General features: G+C 64.8%; 20 protein-coding genes. 9 read left to right on the top strand and 11 right to left on the bottom strand.

What is annotated here, in order from left to right:
- From B2P87_RS10965 to B2P87_RS10950, 4 genes are all read right to left on the bottom strand, one after another.
- Positions 1-1,412: NAD(P)(+) transhydrogenase (Re/Si-specific) subunit beta (locus tag B2P87_RS10965; RefSeq protein ID WP_286852460.1), on the bottom strand; the 1,412-nt coding region annotated here is incomplete at its 3' end.
- Between the two features lie 15 nt (positions 1,413-1,427).
- A complete protein-coding gene (locus B2P87_RS10960; RefSeq protein WP_141889976.1) occupies positions 1,428-2,999 on the bottom strand; it encodes a Re/Si-specific NAD(P)(+) transhydrogenase subunit alpha in 1,572 nt (523 codons plus the stop codon).
- Between the two features lie 138 nt (positions 3,000-3,137).
- Entirely contained in the window at positions 3,138-3,587 is a 450-nt protein-coding gene (locus B2P87_RS10955; RefSeq protein ID WP_141889975.1) for a methyltransferase family protein, read from the bottom strand.
- A 224-nt stretch (positions 3,588-3,811) separates the two neighbouring features.
- Positions 3,812-4,762 (bottom strand): MBL fold metallo-hydrolase, encoded by a 951-nt coding sequence (locus B2P87_RS10950; RefSeq protein ID WP_141889974.1) that lies wholly within the window; start codon positions 4,760-4,762, stop codon positions 3,812-3,814.
- 144 nt (positions 4,763-4,906) lie between these two features.
- Here B2P87_RS10950 and B2P87_RS10945 point away from each other — a divergent pair, with 144 nt between their 5' ends.
- The 4 genes from B2P87_RS10945 to kynA all read left to right on the top strand — a co-directional run bounded on the left by B2P87_RS10945 (position 4,907) and on the right by kynA (position 8,292).
- On the top strand, positions 4,907-5,659 hold the full coding sequence (locus B2P87_RS10945; RefSeq protein WP_141889973.1) for an SDR family NAD(P)-dependent oxidoreductase: 753 nt from the start codon (positions 4,907-4,909) through the stop codon (positions 5,657-5,659).
- Complete coding sequence (locus tag B2P87_RS10940) at positions 5,659-6,036, top strand: MmcQ/YjbR family DNA-binding protein (RefSeq protein ID WP_141889972.1); 378 nt, start codon at positions 5,659-5,661, stop codon at positions 6,034-6,036. The genes B2P87_RS10945 and B2P87_RS10940 overlap by 1 nt, the downstream gene beginning before the upstream one ends.
- Positions 6,037-6,116: 80 nt before the next feature.
- The gene (kynU, locus tag B2P87_RS10935; RefSeq protein ID WP_141889971.1) at positions 6,117-7,310 is read left to right on the top strand and encodes a kynureninase; all 1,194 of its coding nucleotides are present in this window, start codon (positions 6,117-6,119) and stop codon (positions 7,308-7,310) included.
- Between the two features lie 148 nt (positions 7,311-7,458).
- A complete protein-coding gene (gene kynA, locus B2P87_RS10930) occupies positions 7,459-8,292 on the top strand; it encodes a tryptophan 2,3-dioxygenase (protein ID WP_141889970.1) in 834 nt (277 codons plus the stop codon).
- 34 nt (positions 8,293-8,326) lie between these two features.
- Here kynA and B2P87_RS10925 read toward each other — a convergent pair whose 3' ends face one another.
- The gene (locus B2P87_RS10925) at positions 8,327-8,908 is read right to left on the bottom strand and encodes a TetR/AcrR family transcriptional regulator (protein ID WP_141889969.1); all 582 of its coding nucleotides are present in this window, start codon (positions 8,906-8,908) and stop codon (positions 8,327-8,329) included.
- 94 nt (positions 8,909-9,002) lie between these two features.
- Between B2P87_RS10925 and B2P87_RS10920 the strand changes: the two genes are divergently transcribed.
- Both B2P87_RS10920 and B2P87_RS10915 read left to right on the top strand, forming a co-directional pair.
- Positions 9,003-9,467, top strand: a complete 465-nt coding sequence (locus B2P87_RS10920; protein ID WP_141889968.1) for a (2Fe-2S)-binding protein — start codon at positions 9,003-9,005, stop codon at positions 9,465-9,467.
- 3 nt (positions 9,468-9,470) lie between these two features.
- Positions 9,471-11,711: a xanthine dehydrogenase family protein molybdopterin-binding subunit gene (locus B2P87_RS10915; protein WP_141889967.1), complete on the top strand. Its 2,241-nt coding sequence runs from the start codon at positions 9,471-9,473 to the stop codon at positions 11,709-11,711.
- A gap of 39 nt (positions 11,712-11,750) precedes the next feature.
- Here B2P87_RS10915 and B2P87_RS10910 read toward each other — a convergent pair whose 3' ends face one another.
- The 3 genes from B2P87_RS10910 to B2P87_RS10900 all read right to left on the bottom strand — a co-directional run bounded on the left by B2P87_RS10910 (position 11,751) and on the right by B2P87_RS10900 (position 13,823).
- Complete coding sequence (locus B2P87_RS10910) at positions 11,751-12,266, bottom strand: GNAT family N-acetyltransferase (protein ID WP_141889966.1); 516 nt, start codon at positions 12,264-12,266, stop codon at positions 11,751-11,753.
- Positions 12,267-12,291: 25 nt separating this feature from the next.
- Positions 12,292-13,071 (bottom strand): gamma-glutamyl-gamma-aminobutyrate hydrolase family protein, encoded by a 780-nt coding sequence (locus B2P87_RS10905; RefSeq protein WP_141889965.1) that lies wholly within the window; start codon positions 13,069-13,071, stop codon positions 12,292-12,294.
- A 131-nt stretch (positions 13,072-13,202) separates the two neighbouring features.
- On the bottom strand, positions 13,203-13,823 hold the full coding sequence (locus tag B2P87_RS10900) for a helix-turn-helix domain-containing protein (protein ID WP_244940787.1): 621 nt from the start codon (positions 13,821-13,823) through the stop codon (positions 13,203-13,205).
- A 163-nt stretch (positions 13,824-13,986) separates the two neighbouring features.
- On the opposite strand from B2P87_RS10900, the gene B2P87_RS10895 reads away from it, so the two are divergent.
- Positions 13,987-14,469, top strand: coding sequence for a fasciclin domain-containing protein (locus B2P87_RS10895; protein WP_141889963.1), 483 nt, complete (start codon positions 13,987-13,989; stop codon positions 14,467-14,469).
- Positions 14,470-14,579: 110 nt separating this feature from the next.
- Here B2P87_RS10895 and B2P87_RS10890 read toward each other — a convergent pair whose 3' ends face one another.
- The 3 genes from B2P87_RS10890 to B2P87_RS10880 all read right to left on the bottom strand — a co-directional run bounded on the left by B2P87_RS10890 (position 14,580) and on the right by B2P87_RS10880 (position 17,705).
- Positions 14,580-15,008, bottom strand: a complete 429-nt coding sequence (locus B2P87_RS10890; RefSeq protein ID WP_141889962.1) for a GlcG/HbpS family heme-binding protein — start codon at positions 15,006-15,008, stop codon at positions 14,580-14,582.
- A 114-nt stretch (positions 15,009-15,122) separates the two neighbouring features.
- Positions 15,123-17,270, bottom strand: a complete 2,148-nt coding sequence (locus B2P87_RS10885) for a malate synthase G (protein ID WP_141889961.1) — start codon at positions 17,268-17,270, stop codon at positions 15,123-15,125.
- A gap of 228 nt (positions 17,271-17,498) precedes the next feature.
- The gene (locus B2P87_RS10880; RefSeq protein ID WP_058284455.1) at positions 17,499-17,705 is read right to left on the bottom strand and encodes a hypothetical protein; all 207 of its coding nucleotides are present in this window, start codon (positions 17,703-17,705) and stop codon (positions 17,499-17,501) included.
- 125 nt (positions 17,706-17,830) lie between these two features.
- On the opposite strand from B2P87_RS10880, the gene pepN reads away from it, so the two are divergent.
- On the top strand, positions 17,831-20,395 hold the full coding sequence (gene pepN, locus B2P87_RS10875) for an aminopeptidase N (protein ID WP_141889960.1): 2,565 nt from the start codon (positions 17,831-17,833) through the stop codon (positions 20,393-20,395).
- Positions 20,388-20,846 carry a hypothetical protein gene (locus tag B2P87_RS10870; RefSeq protein ID WP_141889959.1) on the top strand — a complete coding sequence of 153 codons (459 nt, stop codon included), beginning with the start codon at positions 20,388-20,390 and terminating at the stop codon, positions 20,844-20,846. The genes pepN and B2P87_RS10870 overlap by 8 nt, the downstream gene beginning before the upstream one ends.
- The last annotated feature ends 154 nt before the right edge of the window (positions 20,847-21,000 follow it).

Raw genomic sequence — 21,000 nt, 5'->3', positions numbered from 1 at the left:
AGCAGCGTATCGAGGCTCTGCTTTGCATCGCCATAGAACATGCGGGTGTTTTCCTTGAAGAACAGCGGGTTCTCGATGCCCGAGTACCCCGTGCCCTGGCCGCGTTTGGAGACAAACACCTGTTTCGCCTTCCAGCATTCCAGCACCGGCATGCCCGCGATGGGGGAGTTGGGGTCCTCCTGCGCCGCCGGGTTCACGATGTCGTTGGAGCCGATCACGATGGCCACATCCGTGTCCGGGAAATCCTCGTTGATCTCGTCCATTTCCAGCACGATGTCGTAAGGCACTTTCGCTTCGGCCAAGAGCACGTTCATGTGGCCCGGCAGGCGGCCTGCGACCGGGTGGATCGCAAAGCGCACGTTCTTGCCCTTGGCCCGCAGGCGGCGGGTCAGTTCGGCGACGTTCTGCTGCGCCTGCGCCACCGCCATGCCGTAGCCGGGGATGATCACCACGCTGTCGGCCTCCTCCAGCGCCGCCGCCACGCCGTCGGCGTCGATGGCGATCTGCTCGCCGTCGATCTCCATCGCCGGACCGGAGGTGCCGCCGAAGCCGCCCAGGATCACGCTGACAAAGGAGCGGTTCATCGCCTTGCACATGATGTAGCTGAGGATCGCACCGGAAGAGCCCACCAGCGCGCCGACCACGATCAGGAGGTCATTGCCCAAGCTGAAGCCGATGGCGGCCGCGGCCCAGCCGGAGTAGCTGTTCAGCATCGACACCACCACCGGCATGTCGGCGCCGCCGATGCCCATGATCAGGTGGTAGCCGATGAACAGCGCCGCCAGCGTCATCAGCACGAGGGGCAGGAAGCCGCCGGTGTTGAAGTACCAGATCAGGCAGAGCAAGGAGAGGCCCGCGGCGCCGGCGTTCAGCATGTGGCCGCCCGGCAGCTTGGTGGCCGCCGAGGTCACCTTGCCCGCCAGCTTGCCGAAGGCAATGACAGACCCGGTGAAGGTGATGGCGCCGATGAAGATGCCGAGGAAGAGTTCAACCCGCAGGAAGGCGATCTCCGCCGGGGTTTTCTTGGCAATGAGCTTGGCGAAGGTGCCGAGGTCCTCGGTGCTGGCGGCCGCCGCCACATTTCCGATTTCGAAATGCGCGATGAAGCCGACAAAGACCGCGGCCAGGCCGACCAGCGAGTGCATCGCGGCAACCAGCTGCGGCATCTCGGTCATCTGCACCTTCTTGGCGACATAGGTGCCGATGATGCCGCCGCCCGCGATCAGCAGCAGCGACAGCAGCCACAGGCCCGAGCCGGGGCCGATCAGGGTGGCAAAAACCGCCAGACCCATACCCGCGATGCCGTACCAGACCGCGCGTTTGGCGCTTTCCTGGTTGGACAGCCCGCCGAGGCTGAGGATGAACAGAACAGCCGCAACGACATAGGCGGCGGTGGTGAAACCGTAATCCATGAACTCGGCCCTTCTTTAAGATTTCTGGAACATGGCAAGCATGCGCCGGGTGACGAGGAAGCCGCCGAAGATGTTGATCCCGGCCATGAAGACGCTGAGCGCGGCGAGCAGGATCACCAGGAACGAGCCGGAGCCGATCTGCATCAAGGCGCCCAGGATGATGATCGAGGAGATCGCGTTGGTGACCGCCATCAGCGGCGTGTGCAACGAGTGCGCGACGCCCCAGATCACCTGGAAGCCCACGAAACAGGCCAGCGCAAAGACGATGAAATGCTGCATGAAGCTGACCGGCGCAAACAGGCCCACCAGCAACAGGAGCGCACCGCCCCCGGCCAGCAGCGTGACCTGGCTCCTGGTCTGCGCCTTGAAGGCCGCAACCTCCTTGGCGCGTTTTTCCTCCGGCGTCAGCTCCGGCACCGTCTCCTTGGGCTTGGCCGCAATCGCCTGCACCTTGGGCGGCGGCGGCGGGAAGGTGATCTCGCCCTCAAACGCCACGGTGGCGCCGCGGATCACGTCGTCCTCCATGTTGTGGTTGACCTGGCCGTCCTTGTCCGGCGTGAGGTCCGTCATCATGTGGCGGATGTTGGTGGCATAAAGGCTGGAGGCCTGCGCCGCCATCCGGCTGGGGAAGTCGGTGTAGCCGATGATGGTGACGCCGTTGTCCGTCACCACCTTCTCGTCCTTCACGGTGCCTTCCACATTGCCGCCGCGCTCGGCGGCCAGGTCGACGATGACCGATCCGGGCTTCATCGCCGCGACCATGTCGGCAAGCCACAGCTTGGGCGCGTCGCGGTTCGGGATCAGCGCGGTGGTGATGACGATGTCCATCTCCGGCGCCAGCTCGCGGAACTTAGCCAGTTGCGCTTCGCGGAATTCCGGAGAAGAAACAGCCGCATAGCCGCCGGTGGCGGCGCCGTCCTGCTGGTCCTCCTCGAAGTCGAGATAGACGAACTCGGCGCCCATCGATTCCACCTGCTCGGCCACTTCGGGCCGCACGTCGAAGGCATAGGTCACCGCGCCAAGCGAGGTGGAGGTGCCGATGGCGGCAAGCCCTGCCACACCGGCGCCGACCACCAGCACCTTGGCGGGCGGCACCTTGCCTGCGGCGGTGATCTGGCCGGTGAAGAAGCGGCCGAAGTTGTTGCCTGCCTCGATCACCGCGCGGTAGCCCGCGATATTGGCCATGGAGCTGAGCGCATCCATCTTCTGCGCGCGGGAGATTCGCGGCACCATTTCCATGGCGATCACATTGGCGCCCTTGGCCTTGGCGAGCGCCATGCCGTCTTCGTTTCCGGCCGGATTGAAGAAGGAGATCAGCGTCTTGCCCTTGGCCAGCCGCTTCAGCTCGGCGGCATCCGGCTGGCGCACCTTGGCGATGATATCGGCGGCCTTCCACAGCGCGGCCGGTGTCTTGAGGATCTCGACCCCGGCGGCTTCATAAGCGGCATCGGAAAACCCCGCCGCCGCCCCGGCCCCCGTCTCGATCGCGCAGTCATAGCCCAGCTTCTGCAGCTGAACCGCAGACTCCGGCGTCATCGCAACGCGGTTTTCACCCGCATAAGTTTCTTTTGGTGTTCCTATTTTCACCTTGTCGGTCCCCCTCGTCCTGCCCGTGCCAGCATCCTCTGGGTACGGATCACAATGATTTTCTCTACAATGCGCAAGATTATTGCGCAAGGATTTTGCTGCGTTGCCGCAAAGTCATGCCGCAACGCCGCGTTCCGGTCAGATCCAGCGGCGCACTTTCCGCTCGTACCGGGCCCAGTCGGCGCGGAACGTCCGGCGCATCCTGTCCTCTTCCGGGATGACAAAGCGTTTCTCCAGCAGCCAGAGGAAAACCGGGATCAGCGGCAGCGACAGCACCGCGTCGAACCAGAGGATGAGACCCGCCAGGATCAGCACATCGCCCAGGTAGATCGGGTTGCGGCTGCGGCTGAAAATGCCCGACTGCACCAGGCGGCTGGGCGTCTGGTGCGGCAGGACCGTGGTCTTTTGCCGCCGCATCTCGGTGATGGCGAGCAAAGCCAGCAACAGGCCGCCGCCCAGGAGGACGCCGCCCAGAAACTCTGCCCAGGCGCCGCCGAAAGAGAGTCCGAGCGAAAAAAGCCGCGCTTGCAGCCATGCGATCAGCACACCGCCCGCAAGCCACACAGGCGGCACATCCAGCCACCGCATCAGGCCCCGCCTCCTTGCAGAATATGTCCGGAATTCATGCACATCGCGGGCAGTTTTCCCTTATCCGTCCTGGCCGTCCAGACCGGTTCGGCCGGGACTGTTAGAAAAGGACAAAATGCCCCTCGTGCCGCAGAAACGACGAATCCGTTCCGGCTTGCGGCATGATCCTGCACAAATTCACCGGTTTGCCTAAGTATATTTTTGTGTACCGCAGCGGGGCCGGCTCACTCCCACTCCATTTCCTCAAAAACCCGGCCCGCGTTCTTGGTCGCCAGCTCTTCGAAGGTATCGAGGGACTTCCACTGCTCCTGGTCAACATAGTAAGCGCTGGCGAGGTCTCCGCCCGCCTCGATGTGGGCGCCGACCTTGGCCCGCAGATCCGTCAGGTAGTCGAGCGTGTAACGGCGCACCTGCGGCAAATTGGTCGGGTGGCCGTGGCCCGGGATCACATAGGCGGGGTCAAGCGGCTTCAGCTTGTCCTGCCAGGTTTCGATCCAGCATTTGGTGCAAGTGTGCGGAAAGATGGGCAGCATGCGTTCGTGAAAGGCGATGTCGCCGGCAATCAGCAGATCCCACGCGGGGATCCAGACCTGAATGTCGCCCGGGTCATGCGCCGGCCCCAGGTGCAGCACCTGCATCTCCACCCCGCCCAGGGAGAGGTCATAGCGGTCCTCGAACGACAGGTTGGCGTGTTCCACCCGCGTCTCCCCGGCCCGGTCCTTGTTGTAGCCGCGCATCCGCTGCAGGATCAGGTCGCTGTTTTCCTGCGTCTCGGCAATCGCCTCGGCATGGGCCAGCACATCCACCCCCTGATCCCGCCAGTAGCCGTTGCCGAGCATGGCATGGCCCTGCCCGTTTTCGTTGATCACCAGCACCACCGGCTGATCCGTCACCTGCTTGATTTCGTCGTGCAGCGCCTTAGCGAGCGCATCAGAGGCACCGGCATTTATCACCACCACGCCTTCGGAGGTCACGATGAAGGAGAGGTTGTTGTTATGGCCTGCGTTTTCATAGGTCGGCGGCGCGGTGGCGCCGATGGCGGAGAAGACATGCGGGATGACCTCCACCGGTTTGGAGTAAAGCTCGGACTGCGGGTACTGGTCGGCAATGTCCTCGCTGGCATGGGCGGCAAGGGGCATCAGCAAGGCGGCGCTGAGGGCGGCAATGGCTTTCATCGGAAATCTCCCTGAAGGTCTGAAGCGACATTCACACATGTGAATATGACTGTAAACGCCCTGCGTGTGCGTCCTGACGGCACGGCGGGGTTGCCAGAGGCACCAGCCCGGTTAGGCTGCCTGCAAACAGGGAGGTCCGGGAATATGACACTGGAAGGCAAACACGCGCTGGTCACGGGCGGCGGCACCGGGATCGGGCTGGCGATTGCACAGGCTCTGGCCGCTGAGGGCGCGCAAGTCACCATCACCGGGCGCAGGCACGAGGTTCTGGAGGAGGTTGCGACGCAGGGCCTGCATCCGATGGCGATGGATGTGCGCATAGAGGAGGACGTCGCGGCCAAGGTGGACGCCGCGGTGGCCGCGCGCGGGCCGGTACAGATCTGCGTGGCCAATGCAGGCGTTGCGGAGGGTGCTGCGCTGCACAAGACCTCGATGGAGTTTTGGCGCAACATGATGGCGACCAACCTGGACGGTGCCTTTCTGACGATCCGGGAGTGTTTCAAGTCGATGCGGCAGACCGACTGGGGTCGGGTGATCACCGTGTCCTCCATCGCCGGGCTGCGGGGGCTGAAGGGGGCTGCCTGCTACTCTGCCAGCAAACACGGGATGATCGGGCTGACCCGGGCGCTGAGCGAGGACTACCTGGGGACGCCGTTCACCTTCAACGCGCTGTGCCCCGGCTATGTCGACACCCCGATTGTCGAGCGCAATGTTACCGCGATCTCGCAGCGCGCAGGCATCAGCGCGGTGGAGGCGATGGACGTGATGGTGAACGCCAACCGCCACAAGCGGCTGATCGAGCCCAGCGAGGTCGCAGCCGCTGCGCTGTGGCTGTGCGGGCCCGGGTCGGGGTCGGTGAACGGGCAGTGCATTGAAATCGCAGGCGGGCAGACCTGATGGACCGGGAGGCTTTCAACGTCTTCTGCGCCACCTTTCCGGCGGCGGAGCACGTAGTGCAATGGGGCAATTCGGACGTCTGGAAGGCGGGCGGCAAGCTGTTTGCGGTCTGCGGCTGGGCTGACGGCAGGGATGCCTTCACCTTCAAAGCCGGCGATATTGCCTTTGAAGTGCTGCAGGAGCGCCCCGGCATCCGCCCGGCGCCCTATCTGGCCTCGCGCGGAATGAAATGGCTGCAGCAATTTGACGACAATGGCCTCACCGCCGCGGAGCTTGAGGAACAGATCACCCTGTCCTATCAGATGGTCACTGCGAATCTGTCCAAAAAGAAGCGCGCCGAGCTGGGTATCCCGGACCCGCAGCCGGCCAAGCCCTAGGCACTGGACAGAAAGGCGCGGATGCGGTAGCACTCGCGGAAAGCTTCAAGCTTAAAATACCCACTGCACGCGAGGCCCCGATGACCGATTTTGCCGCAACCAAGGCGATGTTCGACCTGCCTGAGGGCGTGATTTATCTGGACGGGAACTCGCTGGGTCCGCTGCCGCGCGCTGCAAAGGAGCGCGTCGGTGCGATGATGCAGGACGAATGGGGGCAGATGCTGATCACCGGCTGGAACAAGGCCGGCTGGATGGACAAGCCCAAGGCGCTGGGGGACCGGATCGGGCGGCTGATCGGGGCGGAGCCGGGCCATGTGGTGATGGGCGACACGCTGTCGATCAAGGTCTACCAGGCGGTTGCCTCAGCGCTGGAGCTGAATCCGGGCCGCAAGGTGGTGCTGTCGGACAATGGCAACTTTCCAACCGACCTCTACATGGCCAGCGGGCTGCTGAAATCGCTGGGGCCGGACTATGAGCTGCGGGTGGTCGACCCGGAGGCGGTCGAGGATGCTATCACCGAGGAAATCGCGGTGCTGATGATCACCGAGGTGGATTACCGCACCGGCCGCAAGCACGACATGAAGGCGCTGACCGAAAAGGCCCATGCCCATGGCGTGCTGACGGTCTGGGATCTGGCCCATTCGGCAGGTGCCATTCCGGTGGATCTGGCCGGGTGCCGCGCGGATTTCGCGGTCGGCTGCACCTACAAATACCTCAATGGCGGCCCCGGCGCGCCGGCCTTCATCTATGTCTCGCCGCGTCACGCAGAGACCGCCCGCCCCGCCCTGTCGGGCTGGCTGGGACATGAAGCCCCCTTTGCTTTTGACCTCGACTACCGGCCCGGCAGCGGCATCGACCGGATGCGGGTCGGCACCCCGCCGATCCTGCAGCTGACCGCGCTGGAGGCGGCGATGGACATCTGGGACAAGGCGGACATGGACAGCGTGCGCGCCAAGTCCATCGAACTGTGCGATCTGTTCATCGCCGGGGTGGAACGGACCTGCCCGCAGCTTGAACTGGCCTCGCCCCGCGATCCGGCGTTCCGCGGCAGCCAGGTGTCGTTCAAATTCGACGAGGGCTATGCCGCGATGCAGGCGCTGATTGCCCGCGGCGTGATCGGCGACTTCCGGGCGCCGGACATCATGCGCTTCGGCTTTACCCCGCTCTACATCGACGAGGGCGACGTGCGCGCAGCGGTGGAGATCATCGCCGATGTGATGGCAAACGCTTCGTGGGACCGCCCGGAATACATGGTCCGCCACGCGGTCACCTGATGCGCCGCACCCGCTCATATCACCTGCCGCTTTGCCGCCCGGCGGGCTGGGTCGCGCTGTGGCGCCGCCTGGCCCAGTGCGGCACCCTGAACCGGAGGACGCATTCCTTTCCCTGACATATACTGCCCTAAGGAAAAGGAACGCTACGATGACCCAACCCTATGATCCCGCCGACGACGGCGCCCAGATGTCCTTTGACGGGCGCATGTCCTATGGCGATTACCTGTCGCTCGACATGCTGCTGAATGCGCAAAAGACATGGACCGATACCCATGACGAGATGCTGTTCATCATCCAGCACCAGACCTCTGAGCTGTGGATGCGGCTGGCCATTCACGAACTGACCGCCGCCCGCGAACAGCTGCTGGCCGGCAAGGCGCACCATGCATTCAAGATGCTGGCCCGCGTGGCGCGCATCTTTGAGCAGCTGAACTCCGCCTGGGACGTTCTGCGCACCATGACGCCCTCGGATTACACAGCGTTCCGGGATGAGCTGGGCCAAAGCTCCGGCTTTCAGTCGCACCAGTACCGGCAGATCGAATTCATGCTGGGCAACCGCAACAAGGCGATGCTGCGCCCGCACTCCCACCGTCCGGACATCCTGGCCCTGCTGGAAGCCGAGCTGGCACAGCCGTCGCTCTACGACGTGGCTTTGAAAGCTCTGTCGCAACGTTTCCCGTTGCCGGACGAAGTGCTGAACCGGGATGTGTCCGAAGCCTATGTGCCGCATGAGGCCGTGCAGGCCGCCTGGACCGAAGTCTACCGCGACACCGAAACCCATTGGGAGCTGTATGAGCTGGCCGAGAAGCTGGTGGATTTCGAGGACTACTTCCGCCGCTGGCGCTTCAACCACGTGACCACGGTGGAGCGCGTCATCGGCTTCAAGCGCGGCACCGGCGGCACCGGCGGCGTCAGCTATCTGAAACGGATGCTGGAAGTGGAGCTGTTCCCCGAGCTCTGGCACCTGCGCACCGAACTGTAAGGAACGCGCGGTCAGGCGCGTCCGGCCCGCCCCTTCAGCGCGGCGTCAGCCCGGCCCCGACGAGGGCCGCCAGCTGGCGCACCCCGGCCTGATAGGCGGCAAAATCGCCGGCGGTTTGCTTGATGCCTTTGAGGGACGCGCACACCGTCCGGGCGATCACGCCGGCATCCCCGGGCAGCGCCGCCTGCCCGGCCTCTGCCTGCTGCTGCAGCCAGGCGGCGTAAAGCCCGCACAAAGCCGCCTCGCCCGCTTCGATCTCCTCACCCGCGACGCTCTTGGTGACCTCGAACAGCTCCATCCCGTGCGGCGAGGCCATCATCGACTCGATCGCTTCGCCGCCCTGCCCCTGAAAGGCGGCCAGCAGACGGTCGGACAGGGTGCCATGCGAGGCCAGCCCGGCCCGGACGTTCTCTGCCGCATTGCCGTAATACACGGCCACAAGCGCCCGGAAGATCGCTTCCTTGTTTTTGAAATGCAGATAGAGGGCAGGGCGCGACATGCCTGCCCCCTTGGCAATGTCGTCCATCGAGGTCTTGCGGAACCCATAGGCGGAGAAGGCCGCCCAGGCGGCCTCAAGGATTGCCTGCTGTTTTGGATCAATGCCTGCCATGTTCATGGTTCAGCCTCTGACAGAAATTGCAAAAAATGTCAATTGACATTCTGACACTTTCGATTACATTTGTCAGCATCCCAGCAGAGGAAGACAGGCCATGTCCACCACGCTTCGCATCAACGGAAAATCCCATCAGGTGGACCTGCCTGATGATGTCCCCCTGCTGTGGGTGCTGCGCGATGAGGTCGGCCTCACCGGCACCAAGTTCGGCTGCGGCGTGGCCGCCTGCGGCGCCTGCACCGTGCATATCGGCGGCGAGGCCGTGCGCTCCTGCCAGGTGGCGTTGTCGGATGTCTGGGGCGAGGTGACCACGATCGAGGGCCTTGGCACCCCGGATGCCATGGCCGCGATCCAGCAGGCCTGGGTGGAGCATCAGGTGGCGCAATGCGGTTATTGCCAGTCCGGCCAGATCATGCAGGCGGCCAGCCTGTTGGCGGAAAACCCGGCCCCCTCAGATGCGGAAATTGACGAGGCGATGCAAGGCAACCTGTGCCGCTGCGGCACCTACCCGCGGATCCGCGCCGCCATTCACGCCGCCGCCCAGAAGATGCAGGAGGCGTAACCGATGGCCAGCTTCAAGAAAATCGCCCGCCGCTCCTTCCTGATCGGGTCCGCCGCCATCGTTGGCGGGGTTGCCTTTGGCGCCTATTACGTCAGCCGCCCTGCCCCGAACCCGCTGCAACCGGGCGACGGGGAAGTGGCGTTCAACCCGTTTGTGATGATCTCGGACCGGAAGATCACCCTGATCGCCCCGCGCGCCGAGATGGGCCAGGGCGTGCATACAACCTGGGCCGCGCTGATCGCCGAGGAGCTGGACGTGACGCTGGAGCAGGTGGAGGTGCTGCACGGCCCCGCCGCCAAGGCCTATTACAACTCTGCCCTGATGAGCGAGGCGCTGCCGAGCACCGGCTATGACAAGTCCAGGTTCATGCACTCTCTGGGCGAACTGCTGGGCCAGGCGGGCAAGCTGCTGGATCTGCAGGTGACCGGCGGCTCGACCTCGATGAAAGACGGGTTTGAGCGGATGCGGCTGGCCGGTGCCTCAGCCCGCGAGACGCTGAAGGAGGCCGCAGCCCAGCGCCTGGGCGTCAGCCGCGGCCAGCTTAGCACCAAGGACGGCACCGTGGTCGCGCCGGATGGCGCGGAGATCGCCTATACCGAGCTGGCAGCAGATGCGGCCCGGCTGGAGCCGGTGGACGCGCCCCTGCGCCCGCGCAGCGAATGGCGGCTGCTGGGCACGTCCCAGCCGCGGGTGGACATGGCGGGCAAGGCCACCGGCACCGCGCAGTTCGGCATTGATGTGCGCCTGCCCGGCATGAAGTTCGCGGCCCTCAAGGCGAACCCGCATCTGGGCGGCGCGATGAAGGGCTTTGACGCCGCCACTGCCCTGCGAATGCCGGGCATCGAACGGGTCGCGGATCTTGGCGATGCGGTTGCCGCTGTCGGCCGCAACACTTGGCTGGCGATCCAGGCACTGGAAGCGATCGAATTCGACTGGGGGGCAGCCCCCATCCCGGCCAGCCAGGAAGACATCTCCGCCGCAATCCGCGCGGCGTTTGAGGCCAGGCCGAACTCCACTCTGCGCGATGACGGCGACGCCGAGACCCTGCCGGACGGCGCGCAGGAGGTAACGGCGGACTACGAGGCGCCCTATCTGGCGCATGCCACCATGGAGCCGCTCAACGCCACTGCGCTGTTCGATGGCTCCCGCCTGCAGATCTGGTGCGGCAGCCAGGGGCCGATGCTGGTGCGGGATCACTGCGCCAAGGCACTGGGGATCGCACCGGAGCAGGTGGAGGTGAACACCACCCTGATGGGCGGCGGCTTCGGGCGCCGGGGCGAGGCCGACTTTGCCGTCTATGCCGCGCGCCTGGCCGGGCAGATGCCGGGCACCCCGGTGCAGCTGACCTGGAGCCGCGAGGAGGACATGACCCATGATTTCTACCGCCCGGCCTCAGTGGCGCGGTTCCGCGGTGCGGTGAAGGACGGCAAGGCGCTGCTGCTGGACGGGCAGATTGCCGGCCAGTCGCCGACCGCGCAGGCGATGAAGCGCTGGATCGGCCTGCCGCCCAGCGGCCCGGACGCCGCCCTGACCGACGGCGCCTTCAACCAGCCCTACGCTATCCCGAATTACCGCATCCGCGGCTATGCAGCGGACCTGCAAATCCCGGTGGGTTTCTGGCGTTCCGTCGGCGCGTCGATCAACGGCTTTTTCATGGAGAGCTTTGTGGACGAGCTGGCCCATGCGGCGGGCGCCGACCCGCTGGCGTTCCGCCTTGAACTGGCGCGCGAGGAATGGGCCCCCGCCGCCAAGGTGCTGGAGTCGGTCCGGGAGATGTCCGGCTGGACCGGCACGACGCCGGAGGGCGTGGGCCGCGGTGTTGCCATGACCTATAGCTTCGGCACTCCGGTGGCGCAGGTTATCGAAGTCGCAGAGGACGACGGGCTGATCCGGCTCCGCAAAGCCTGGATCGCCGCTGACCTTGGGGTTGCGCTGGACCCGCGGAACCTGGAGGCGCAGATGTTTGGCGGCATGGCCTATGGGCTGTCGGCAGCGATGTTCGGAGAAATCACCTTTGCCGATGGCGCTGCGGAGCAGGTGAATTTCCCCGATTACGACGCCATCCGCATGCATACGATGCCTGAGGTGGAGGTGCGCATTCTGGAGGAGCAGCCGCATATCGGCGGCGCGGGCGAGCCCGGCACGCCGCCCGCGGCCCCGGCCCTGGCAAACGCGCTGTTCGACCTCACCGGCAAGCGGGCGCGGCGGCTGCCGCTGGCGCGGGACTTCGATCTGCTGGCCTGAACGCAGCCGCAGCCAGCCCCCGCTGGCCGCGCGGCCAGCTCAGCCCAGGATCTTGGCCATCCGGTAGTTGTGGAGTTTCACACCACTGCGCTCAAACTCGCGGCGGCGGTCCACGGCAAAGCCCTGCCGCTCGAAAAAGCCGCGCGCGGCTTCGCTGGCCTCGACATAAAGCAGCTTGAGCCCCTGGCGCAGCGCCGCCGTCTCCAGCCGCCCGTAAAGCGCCGCTGCGGCGCCCTGCCCGGCCGCGCGGGGGTGGCAGAACAGCATGTCGATATGGCCATCGGTTTCCAGGTCGATGAAGGCCGCCGGCGCGCCCTCCTCATCCACCGCCACCCAGGCCGCCCGCCCGTCCGACAGCTTCTGCCCGATGGCCGCGGCCGGCGGTGCGCCGGGGCACCAGGCGTTGATCTGCTCCGGCGTGTAGAAGCGGCTTGCGATGCCGTGCACCGCAGAGCGGAACACCTCCGCCAGGTCCTCCGCATCGTCTGCCCTGAACTGCCGGATTTTGTAGCGGCCCCCGCTGCGGGGCGCGCCCTCTTCCGCATCACCTTTCATACTCAAACCTTTTAACCAAACGCATCTATGCAGATTTCTGAAAACCGGTCTGTGCCCCGCCGTCCGCCCAGGTCCGCACTGCGGCCCCGAACGCCTCAAACAGCGGGCGCGACACCGGATCGCTCGCGGCATCCCATTCCGGATGCCATTGCACCGACAGGGTAAAACCTGGCGCGTCCTTGATAAAGATCGCCTCGGGGGTGCCGTCGGGGGCCTGCCCGTCCACCACCACCCGCGCGCCCGGGCGCTTGATGCCTTGGCCGTGCAGGGTGTTGGTCATCACTTCCTCGGCGCCGAACAGACGGTGGAACACACCGCCCGCGCTGAACCGGACGCTGTGGCGCAGGGCAAATTTCTCTTCCAGCGTGCCGTCCGGCGGCATCCGGTGGTTCATCCGGCCCGGCAGATCGCGGATCTCGGGGTGCAGCGAGCCGCCCATCGCCACGTTAACCTCCTGAAAGCCGCGACAGATGCCCAGGAACGGCTGGCCGCGCTCCGCACAGGCGCGGATCAGCGGCAGGGTGATAGCATCGCGCGCCCGGTCAAAGGCGCCATGCGCCTCGGTCTCTGCTTCGCCGTATTCGTGCGGGTGCACATTCGGCCGCCCGCCGGTGAGCAGAAAGCCGTCGAACGTGTGCAGCAGCTCCTCAACGGTGACAAAGCGCGGGTCTGAGGGGATCATCAGCGGCATGCAGCCAGCAACCTCGGCAATTGCCTCGGAATTCATCGTGCCGCCCGCATGCACGGGGTACTGATCGTTGATCAGGTAGGAGTTGCCGATAATGCCAACCTTGGGTCGCGTCATAATCCACTCGTAAATTCATGCTCTGAAAGAAAACCTAGCCCTGACACTGCGAGGGTTCAACAGGCGGCGCAGATCAACACAGTGTTCACAGCTGCACAACCCAGCGTCAGCAGCCGGTCAGCGGCCCCGGTTCAGCCCGCCGGGCTGTCCGGCGCGCCGTCCCGCGACACCACCACCACGGCGCGGCACCGCTGCCCCGGCACCGCGCGGTAGCTGTGGGCGAAGCCTGCGTCGAAATAGACCGCATCGCCCTTGTCCAGCACCTCGGTGCGGCCGTGAATGCCCAGCTCCAGCCGTCCTTCGATCACATAGATCATTTCCGCGCCCGGATGCGCGTGGGGGGCGCTTTCGGCGCCGTTGCCGGAAAACTCCGCAAGATAGGACTGGAACCGGCTTTTGGTCACCGGGAAATCCAGGCTTTCGAACAGGTAGGACAGCGGCCCGCTGGTCTTGTCGCCCAGTTTCAGCCGGTCCCGCTGCCGCACCACTTCCAGCATTGGCGCGTCCTCACCCGGGCCGAAGAAGTGATCCAGCCCGACCCCGAACACCATCGCGACGCGCAGCAGGGTCGCCAAAGTCGGAAACACCTGCCCGCGTTCGATCCGCGACAGCATCGCCGCCGACAGGCCGGTGTGTTCGCCCAGCTGCGCCAGCCCCATGTCCTTACCCTGGCGCAGACTGCGCAGCTTGGGGCCGATTCTGTAGGCTTCCAAACCTTCCTGCAGCGTCTCGGACAGCATGGGCTTGCTCATGGTTTTGACCTCCGGGGCAATACCTCTGCGGAACATTTTACCCAGGTGCAAAAATAATGCACCTCACACAAACGTGTATCTCATGCAAATTTTTTGCATGTCAAGCTATCCCTGCCAGCCCGCCCTGCCCTCTTCCTCTGGCACCTGACAGAAAGGAAACCCCATGTTCTTTGACCGCCTCCCCCTGACTGCGCTTGCCATCGCCGTCGGACTGTCGGTGCCCTCGGACGCTGCCGCCGGATCCAAGGATATCGTCGCGACCGCAACCGCCGCCGGCCAGTTCGAAACCCTGACCGCCGCACTGACCGCCGCCGATCTGGTCGGCACCCTGCAAGGCGACGGACCTTTCACGGTGTTTGCACCAACCGATGAGGCCTTTGCGGCGTTGCCGGAGGGCACGGTCGAAACCCTGCTGAAGCCGGAAAACCGCGCGCAGCTGACAGAGATCCTCACCTACCACGTGGTGCCGGGCAAGGTGATGTCGTCGGACCTGAGCGACGGCATGACCGCGGAAACCGTGATGGGCAAAGAGATCACCGTGTCGATGGACGGCGGGGTCAAGATCAATGACGCCACGGTCACATCTGCGGACATCGAAGCGTCCAATGGCGTCATTCATGTGATCGACGCCGTCATGCTGCCCTAAGCGCGCGCGCCGTCTGCCCTGAAGCCGGACCCCCCTCCCGCTTCAGGAGCAGGGCTCCCTCCCGCCTCCTGAGCGAGCTTCCCTCCAGCCCCGGCGGGAGGGAGCTGATTTCAGATTTCGCCGTGCAGCCCCGCGGATTCGATCCCGGCAATTGCAGCGGCCGCGTCATTGTCAGAGGTGTCGCCGGTCACGCCAACCGCCCCGATCACGTCACCAGTGCCATCCCTGACCAGCACGCCGCCCGGCACTGGCACGACCTGACCGCCATAGACCCCATTCACCGCTGCCATGAAATAGGCCTGGCTTTCGGCCCGCGCCATCTGCGCGGTGCCCGCCATGCCCAGCATCACCGCGCCGTAGGCCTTGCCGTGGGCAATTGCAAACCGGCCCGGCGCGGCACCGTCCTCGCGCTCGAACGCCTGCACGTGGCCGCCGGCATCCAGCACCACCACCGACAGCGGTTTCAAGTTGCGCCCGTGCCCGCTGTCCAGCGCCGCCCGGATGATGGTGCGTGCCTGATCCAATGAAATCCCTGCCATGTGTGGCCTTCCTCCCGCTGACGTTACGTTACGAAAGGAAAAAGGAGGCCAAAAGGCCCCCTTTGACTACCCGTTATTTCCGGGAAACTGTTTCCCGGGGTCAGTTTGACGCAATCAGGCCGAAGATTCCTGGGCCTTCAGCTCCAGACGGCGGGCGTGCAGCACCGGCTCGGTATAGCCCGAGGGCTGTACCCGGCCCTTGAACACCAGATCGCAGGCCGCCTGGAAGGCGATGGTGTCAAAGCCCGGCGCCATCGGGCGGTAACTGTTGTCGCCGCGGTTCTGCTCGTCCACCACCTTGGCCATCTTGCGCAAGCTGCCCATCACCTCGTCCTCGCTGACCACGCCGTGATGCAGCCAGTTGGCGATATGCTGGGCGGAAATCCGGCAGGTGGCGCGGTCCTCCATCAGGCCGACGTTGTTGATATCCGGCACTTTGGAGCAGCCGACGCCCTGGTCGATCCAGCGCACCACATAGCCCAGGATCCCTTGCGCATTGTTGTCCACCTCGCGGGCGATCTGCTCGGGCGTCCACTTGCGGTAGGTGGCCAGCGGGATTTCCAGGATGCCGTCCACATGGGCGCGGCGTCCGCCGGCCTTCAGCTTTTCCTGCACCGCGAACACATCGACCTTGTGGTAGTGCAGCGCGTGCAGCGTGGCGGCGGTCGGGCTCGGCACCCAGGCGCAGCTGGCGCCGGATTTCGGATGCTCGATCTTCTGCTCCAGCATCGCCGCCATCATGTCGGGCATCGCCCACATGCCCTTGCCGATCTGCGCCTTTCCGGACAGACCGCATTCCAGGCCGATATCCACGTTCAGGTTCTCATAGGCCCCGATCCAGCCCTTGCGCTTGATGAAATCCTTGCGGGAGAACGGCCCCGCCTCCATCGAGGTGTGGATCTCATCGCCGGTGCGGTCCAGAAAACCGGTGTTGATGAAAGCCACCCGGTGCCTGGCGGCGCGGATGCATTCCTTGAGGTTCACCGAGGTGCGGCGCTCCTCATCCATGATACCGATTTTCACGGTGTGGCGCGGCAGGCCCAGAATGTCCTCGACCTTATCGAAGATCCGGTTGGTGAAACCCACTTCCTCCGGCCCGTGCATCTTGGGCTTGACCACATAGACCGAGCCCAGAGCGGAGTTGCCGCCCTCGCGTTTCAGGTCGTGCTTGGCGATCAGCACGGTGATCAGCGCATCCAGCAGCCCCTCGAAAGCCTCGTTGCCGTCCCTATCCAGCACCGCCGGGTTGGTCATCAGATGGCCGACGTTGCGGACCCACAGAAGGGCGCGGCCCTTCACGGTCTTGGCGGAGCCATCCGGCGCGGTGAAGCCGAAGTCCGGGTTCAGGCGGCGGGTGATGATCTTGCCGCCCTTTTCCAGGTTGGTCTCCAGATCGCCCTTCATCAGGCCCAGCCAGTTGGAATAGGCCAGCACTTTGTCCTCGGCATCGACACAGGCAACCGAGTCCTCGCAGTCCATGATCGCCGACATCGCGCTTTCCAGCCGCACATCTGCAAGGCCCGCCTGATCGCGCGCGCCAATCGCATGGGCGCGATCAAAGACCAGCTCCACATGCAAGCCATTGTTGCGCAGCAGTACGGATTCCGGCGCCTTGGGGTTGCCGCGGTAGCCTGCGAATTTCTCCGGCTGCGACAACGGGAGATCGTCGATCAGCAACTGGCCGTCCTGCACGTAATAGCGGCGGACATCGCCGTGGCTGGCGCCGTCAATCGGAAAGGCCTCATCCAGGAACACTCGCGCCCGCGTAACGACCCGTGCGCCGCGGCCCTTGTCATAACCGCCCTTGGGGGCAGGCGTGCCCATGGCATCGGTGCCATAGAAGGCATCATACAGGCTGCCCCAGCGCGCGTTCGCCGCGTTCAGCGCATAGCGGGCATTGGTGATCGGCACCACCAGCTGCGGTCCGGGCACCGATGCGATCTCGGGGTCGACATTCTGCGTTTCGATCTCGAAATCGCCGCCCTCCGGCAGCAGGTAGCCGATCTCCGCAAGGAACGCCTTGTAGGCTTCGTGATCATGCGGCTTTTCCCGGTTGGCGATGTGCCAGGCGTCGATCCTGGCCTGGATGTCCTCGCGCTTGGCCAGCAGCGCTCGGTTTTCCGGCCCGAAGCCGTTGACCAGCTCCGCCAGGCCTTTCCAGAACGCCTCGGCCTCGACACCGGTGCCGGGCAGCGCCTGTTTCTCAATGAAATCCGCCAGTTCTGGCGCAACCTGAATTCCCTGTTTCTCGACCCGGCTCATGACTTGCTCCTTCCGGCGGTACACCACTGTATGCTGTTACCTAGTTAGGGCAGAAGTTTCCGATCAGCAACAAAACAGCCTCCCGGTGAAACCAAACGCAATTTCTTGATTTTCAAGAAAGTGCCAATAGGATTTCCGAAAATGCAGCGGCATCGCGCGTCCCCAAACGGCACAAGGGCGCACAGGTTGCCCTGCACGCCCCGGAAACATGCTTTGCCGGTCCGCCGGTCAGTCGGCGGTCCCGTCGATCACGGCCTGAACCTCGGCGGCGGAAGCCGGCGCTTCCACCTTGTCCTGCTCGCCGCCGCGGTCAAAGACCATCAGCAGGAACAGCCCCAGCGCAACCAGCGCAAACACCACCACGGCGCCGATCCCCAGCAGCGACGGTTTGTGCTTTTCTGTCTGACGGTCGACGTTGGTATCCGGTGCGGACATGGCTGAACTCCTCTCCAATACAAATTGAGGCGCAGGACGGCTTGCCGCTCCGCCCGGTGTTGCCTACGACTATGGTAACTACGTGCCGGCCCCCGCTCCGGTTCCATAAAACACGAGGTTCCGCCGTGAAAGATGCAAGCCCCGCCACCGCCCCCAAGACCTTTTACCTGAAGGATTACACGCCGTTCGGGTATGGCGCAGAAAGCGTTCACCTGACTTTCCGCCTGGCGCCGGAAACCACCCGCGTTATCAGCCGGATCCGCTTCGCGCCCAAACCGGATGCGGCGGACAGGACGTTTTTCCTGCACGGTGAGGAGCTTAAGATGATCTCAGCCAAGATCGACGGCCAGGAAGTGACGCCAGAGCTGGTCGAGGGCGGCCTCACATGCGAGGTGCCCGGCGCCCCCTTCACCTGGGAGGCCGAGGTGGAGATCAACCCGGCTGGCAACACCGCGCTGGAGGGGCTTTACATGTCGAACCGCATGTATTGCACCCAGTGCGAGGCCGAGGGCTTCCGCAAGATCACCTATTACCCGGACCGCCCCGACGTAATGTCTACCTTCACCGTCCGGATCGAGGGCGACGAGCCGGTGATGCTGTCGAACGGCAACCCCATGGGCCAGGGCGAGGGCTGGGCCGAATGGCATGACCCCTGGCCGAAACCAGCCTATCTGTTTGCGCTGGTGGCGGGCGATCTGGTGAACCACCCCGGCAGCTTCACCACAAAATCGGGCAAGGAGGTGGAGCTGAATATCTGGGTCCGCCCGGGCGACGAGCACAAATGCGCCTTCGGCATGGAGGCGCTGAAGAAGTCGATGAAATGGGACGAGGACGTCTATGGCCTCGAATATGACCTCGACCTGTTCAACATCGTGGCGGTCGATGATTTCAACATGGGCGCGATGGAGAACAAGGGGCTGAACATCTTCAACTCCTCCTGCGTTCTGGCCTCGCCCGAGACGTCCACGGATGCCAATTTCGAACGGATCGAGGCGATCATCGCCCATGAGTATTTCCACAACTGGACCGGCAACCGCATCACCTGCCGCGACTGGTTCCAGCTGTGCCTGAAGGAAGGGCTGACGGTGTTCCGCGACGCCCAGTTCACCGCCGACATGCGCTCGGAGCCGGTGAAGCGGATTGAGGATGTGATTGCGCTGCGCGCCCGCCAGTTTCCGGAGGACAACGGCCCCCTCGCCCATCCGCCGCGCCCGGAACAATTCCAGGAAATCAACAACTTCTACACCGCCACCGTCTATGAAAAGGGCGCCGAGGTGATCGGTATGCTGAAGCGGCTGGTGGGCGATGAGAACTATTACAAGGCGCTGAAGCTCTATTTCGAGCGCCACGACGGCCAGGCCTGCACGATCGAGGACTGGCTGAAGGTGTTCGAGGATGCCACCGGGCGCGGCCTCAGCCAGTTCAAGCTGTGGTACAGTCAGGCGGGCACCCCGCGCCTGAAAGTCTCCGAGGATTACGCCGATGGCACCTACACCCTGACGTTCGAGCAATCGACCCCGCCCACCCCGGGCCAGCCGGACAAGGCGCCGCGGGTGATCCCGGTGGCGGTGGGCCTGTTGTCGCCCAACGGCGACGAAGTGCGCGGCACCGAAGTGCTGGAGCTGACGGAAGCCAAGCAAAGCTTCACCTATCAAGGCCTCGCCTCCAAACCTGTGCCGTCGATCCTGCGGGAATTCTCCGCCCCGGTGATCCTGGAGCGCGAGACCACCAACGCCGAACGCGCCTTCTTGCTGGCCCATGATACCGATCCCTTCAACCGGTGGGAGGCCGGCAACGCGCTGGCCAAGGAGGTCCGCGTCGCGATGGTGCTGGACGGCGCCGCCCCCGATGCGGCCTATCTGGATGCGCTGGAGAAACTGGTGCGCGACGACGAACAGGACCCGGCCTTCCGCGCCCTGGTGCTGACGCCGCCCAGCCAGTCGGATATTGCGCAGACCCTCTTTGACCGCGGCCACACCCCGGACCCGCAGAAGATCTATGACGCGGCAGAAACCTTTACCCAGACCCTGGCGCAGCAGCTGGATACCAGCCTGCCCCGGCTGTATGCCGCCACCACGGTCGACGGCCCCTATGCGCCGGACGCCGAGGGTGCGGGCAAGCGGGCCCTCAATGGCCGCATCCTGTCGCTGCTGACCCGGCTGGACGGCGGCGAACAGGCCGCGCGCCAGTATCAGGCCGCGGACAACATGACCCAGCAGTACGCCGCCCTGGGCGCGCTGCTGAAGGCCGAGAATGGCGAGGCGCAAAGCCAGGCCTTCTTCAACCAGTGGCAGGACGACCGGCTGGTGATGGACAAATGGTTTGCCCTGCAAATCGCCTGCGCCGCGCCAGAAAAAACCGCCGCCACCGCCGCGGCTCTCACCAGGCATCCGCTGTTCAGCATGAAGAACCCCAACCGCTTCCGCGCTGTGTTCGGCGCGCTGGCGGGCCACCACGCAGGCTTCCACCACGCCAGCGGCGAGGGCTATCAGCTGCTGGCGGACAACCTGATCGCGCTGGACAAGCTGAACCCGCAGACCACCGCCCGCATGTGCGCCGCCTTCCAAACCTGGAAGCGCTATGACGCGGGCCGCCAGTCGCTGATCCGTGCCCAGCTGACCCGGATTGCCGGCACAGACGGCCTGAGCCGCGACACCACGGAGATGGTCACCCGGATCCTGGATGCCTGACACTCCCGACACGCCAGCCCCGGCGGAGGACTACAGCTTCTCCCGCCGGGGCCGGTCAAAGACCGCCATGCTGGCAACAGGCGGCTGGCTGGCCGCGCTTGTGGTGCTGTGGCTGGTGCTGGACGCGGCGCTGTGGCTGGTGGCCCTGCTGGCCCTGCCCGCTCTGCCCGCCGTGGTGGACCTGATCCGCAACCCGCTGGCAGGTCTCAGGATTTCCCGGAACAGGGTCGAATGGTTCAGCGGCGGCCTGACTGGCGAAGCGGATCTGAGCGAGATCGACCGGGTGCGTTTTGACACCCGCTGGGACTTCTCGGTGCGGGCCACGCTGATCCTGCGCAGCGGCAAGCGGATCCGGCTGCCGCAGGAGGCGACACCGCCCCACGCCGAGGCTGACCCGGCCTTCCAAATGCGCGGATTGCGCACCGAACGGCACCATTTTACGGCGTTCTGAAGGCCTTGTGTTAAACCTCCGGGAAAACAATCCCGAATTGCAGACAGCGATGCGCAATAAACCGCTGAAGTACGTCAAGTTCCTCAGTGCCGCCATCTTTGCGCCCCATTGCCAGACGACACTGTCAGCAACGATAAGCTGCCACTCGTCAGGA

It is taken from the genome of Leisingera sp. UBA4491, from assembly GCF_002388965.1.
In the GTDB taxonomy this organism is placed as follows: Bacteria; Pseudomonadota; Alphaproteobacteria; order Rhodobacterales; family Rhodobacteraceae; genus Leisingera; species Leisingera aquaemixtae.
This window is presented reverse-complemented; position numbering and strand designations above follow the sequence as displayed.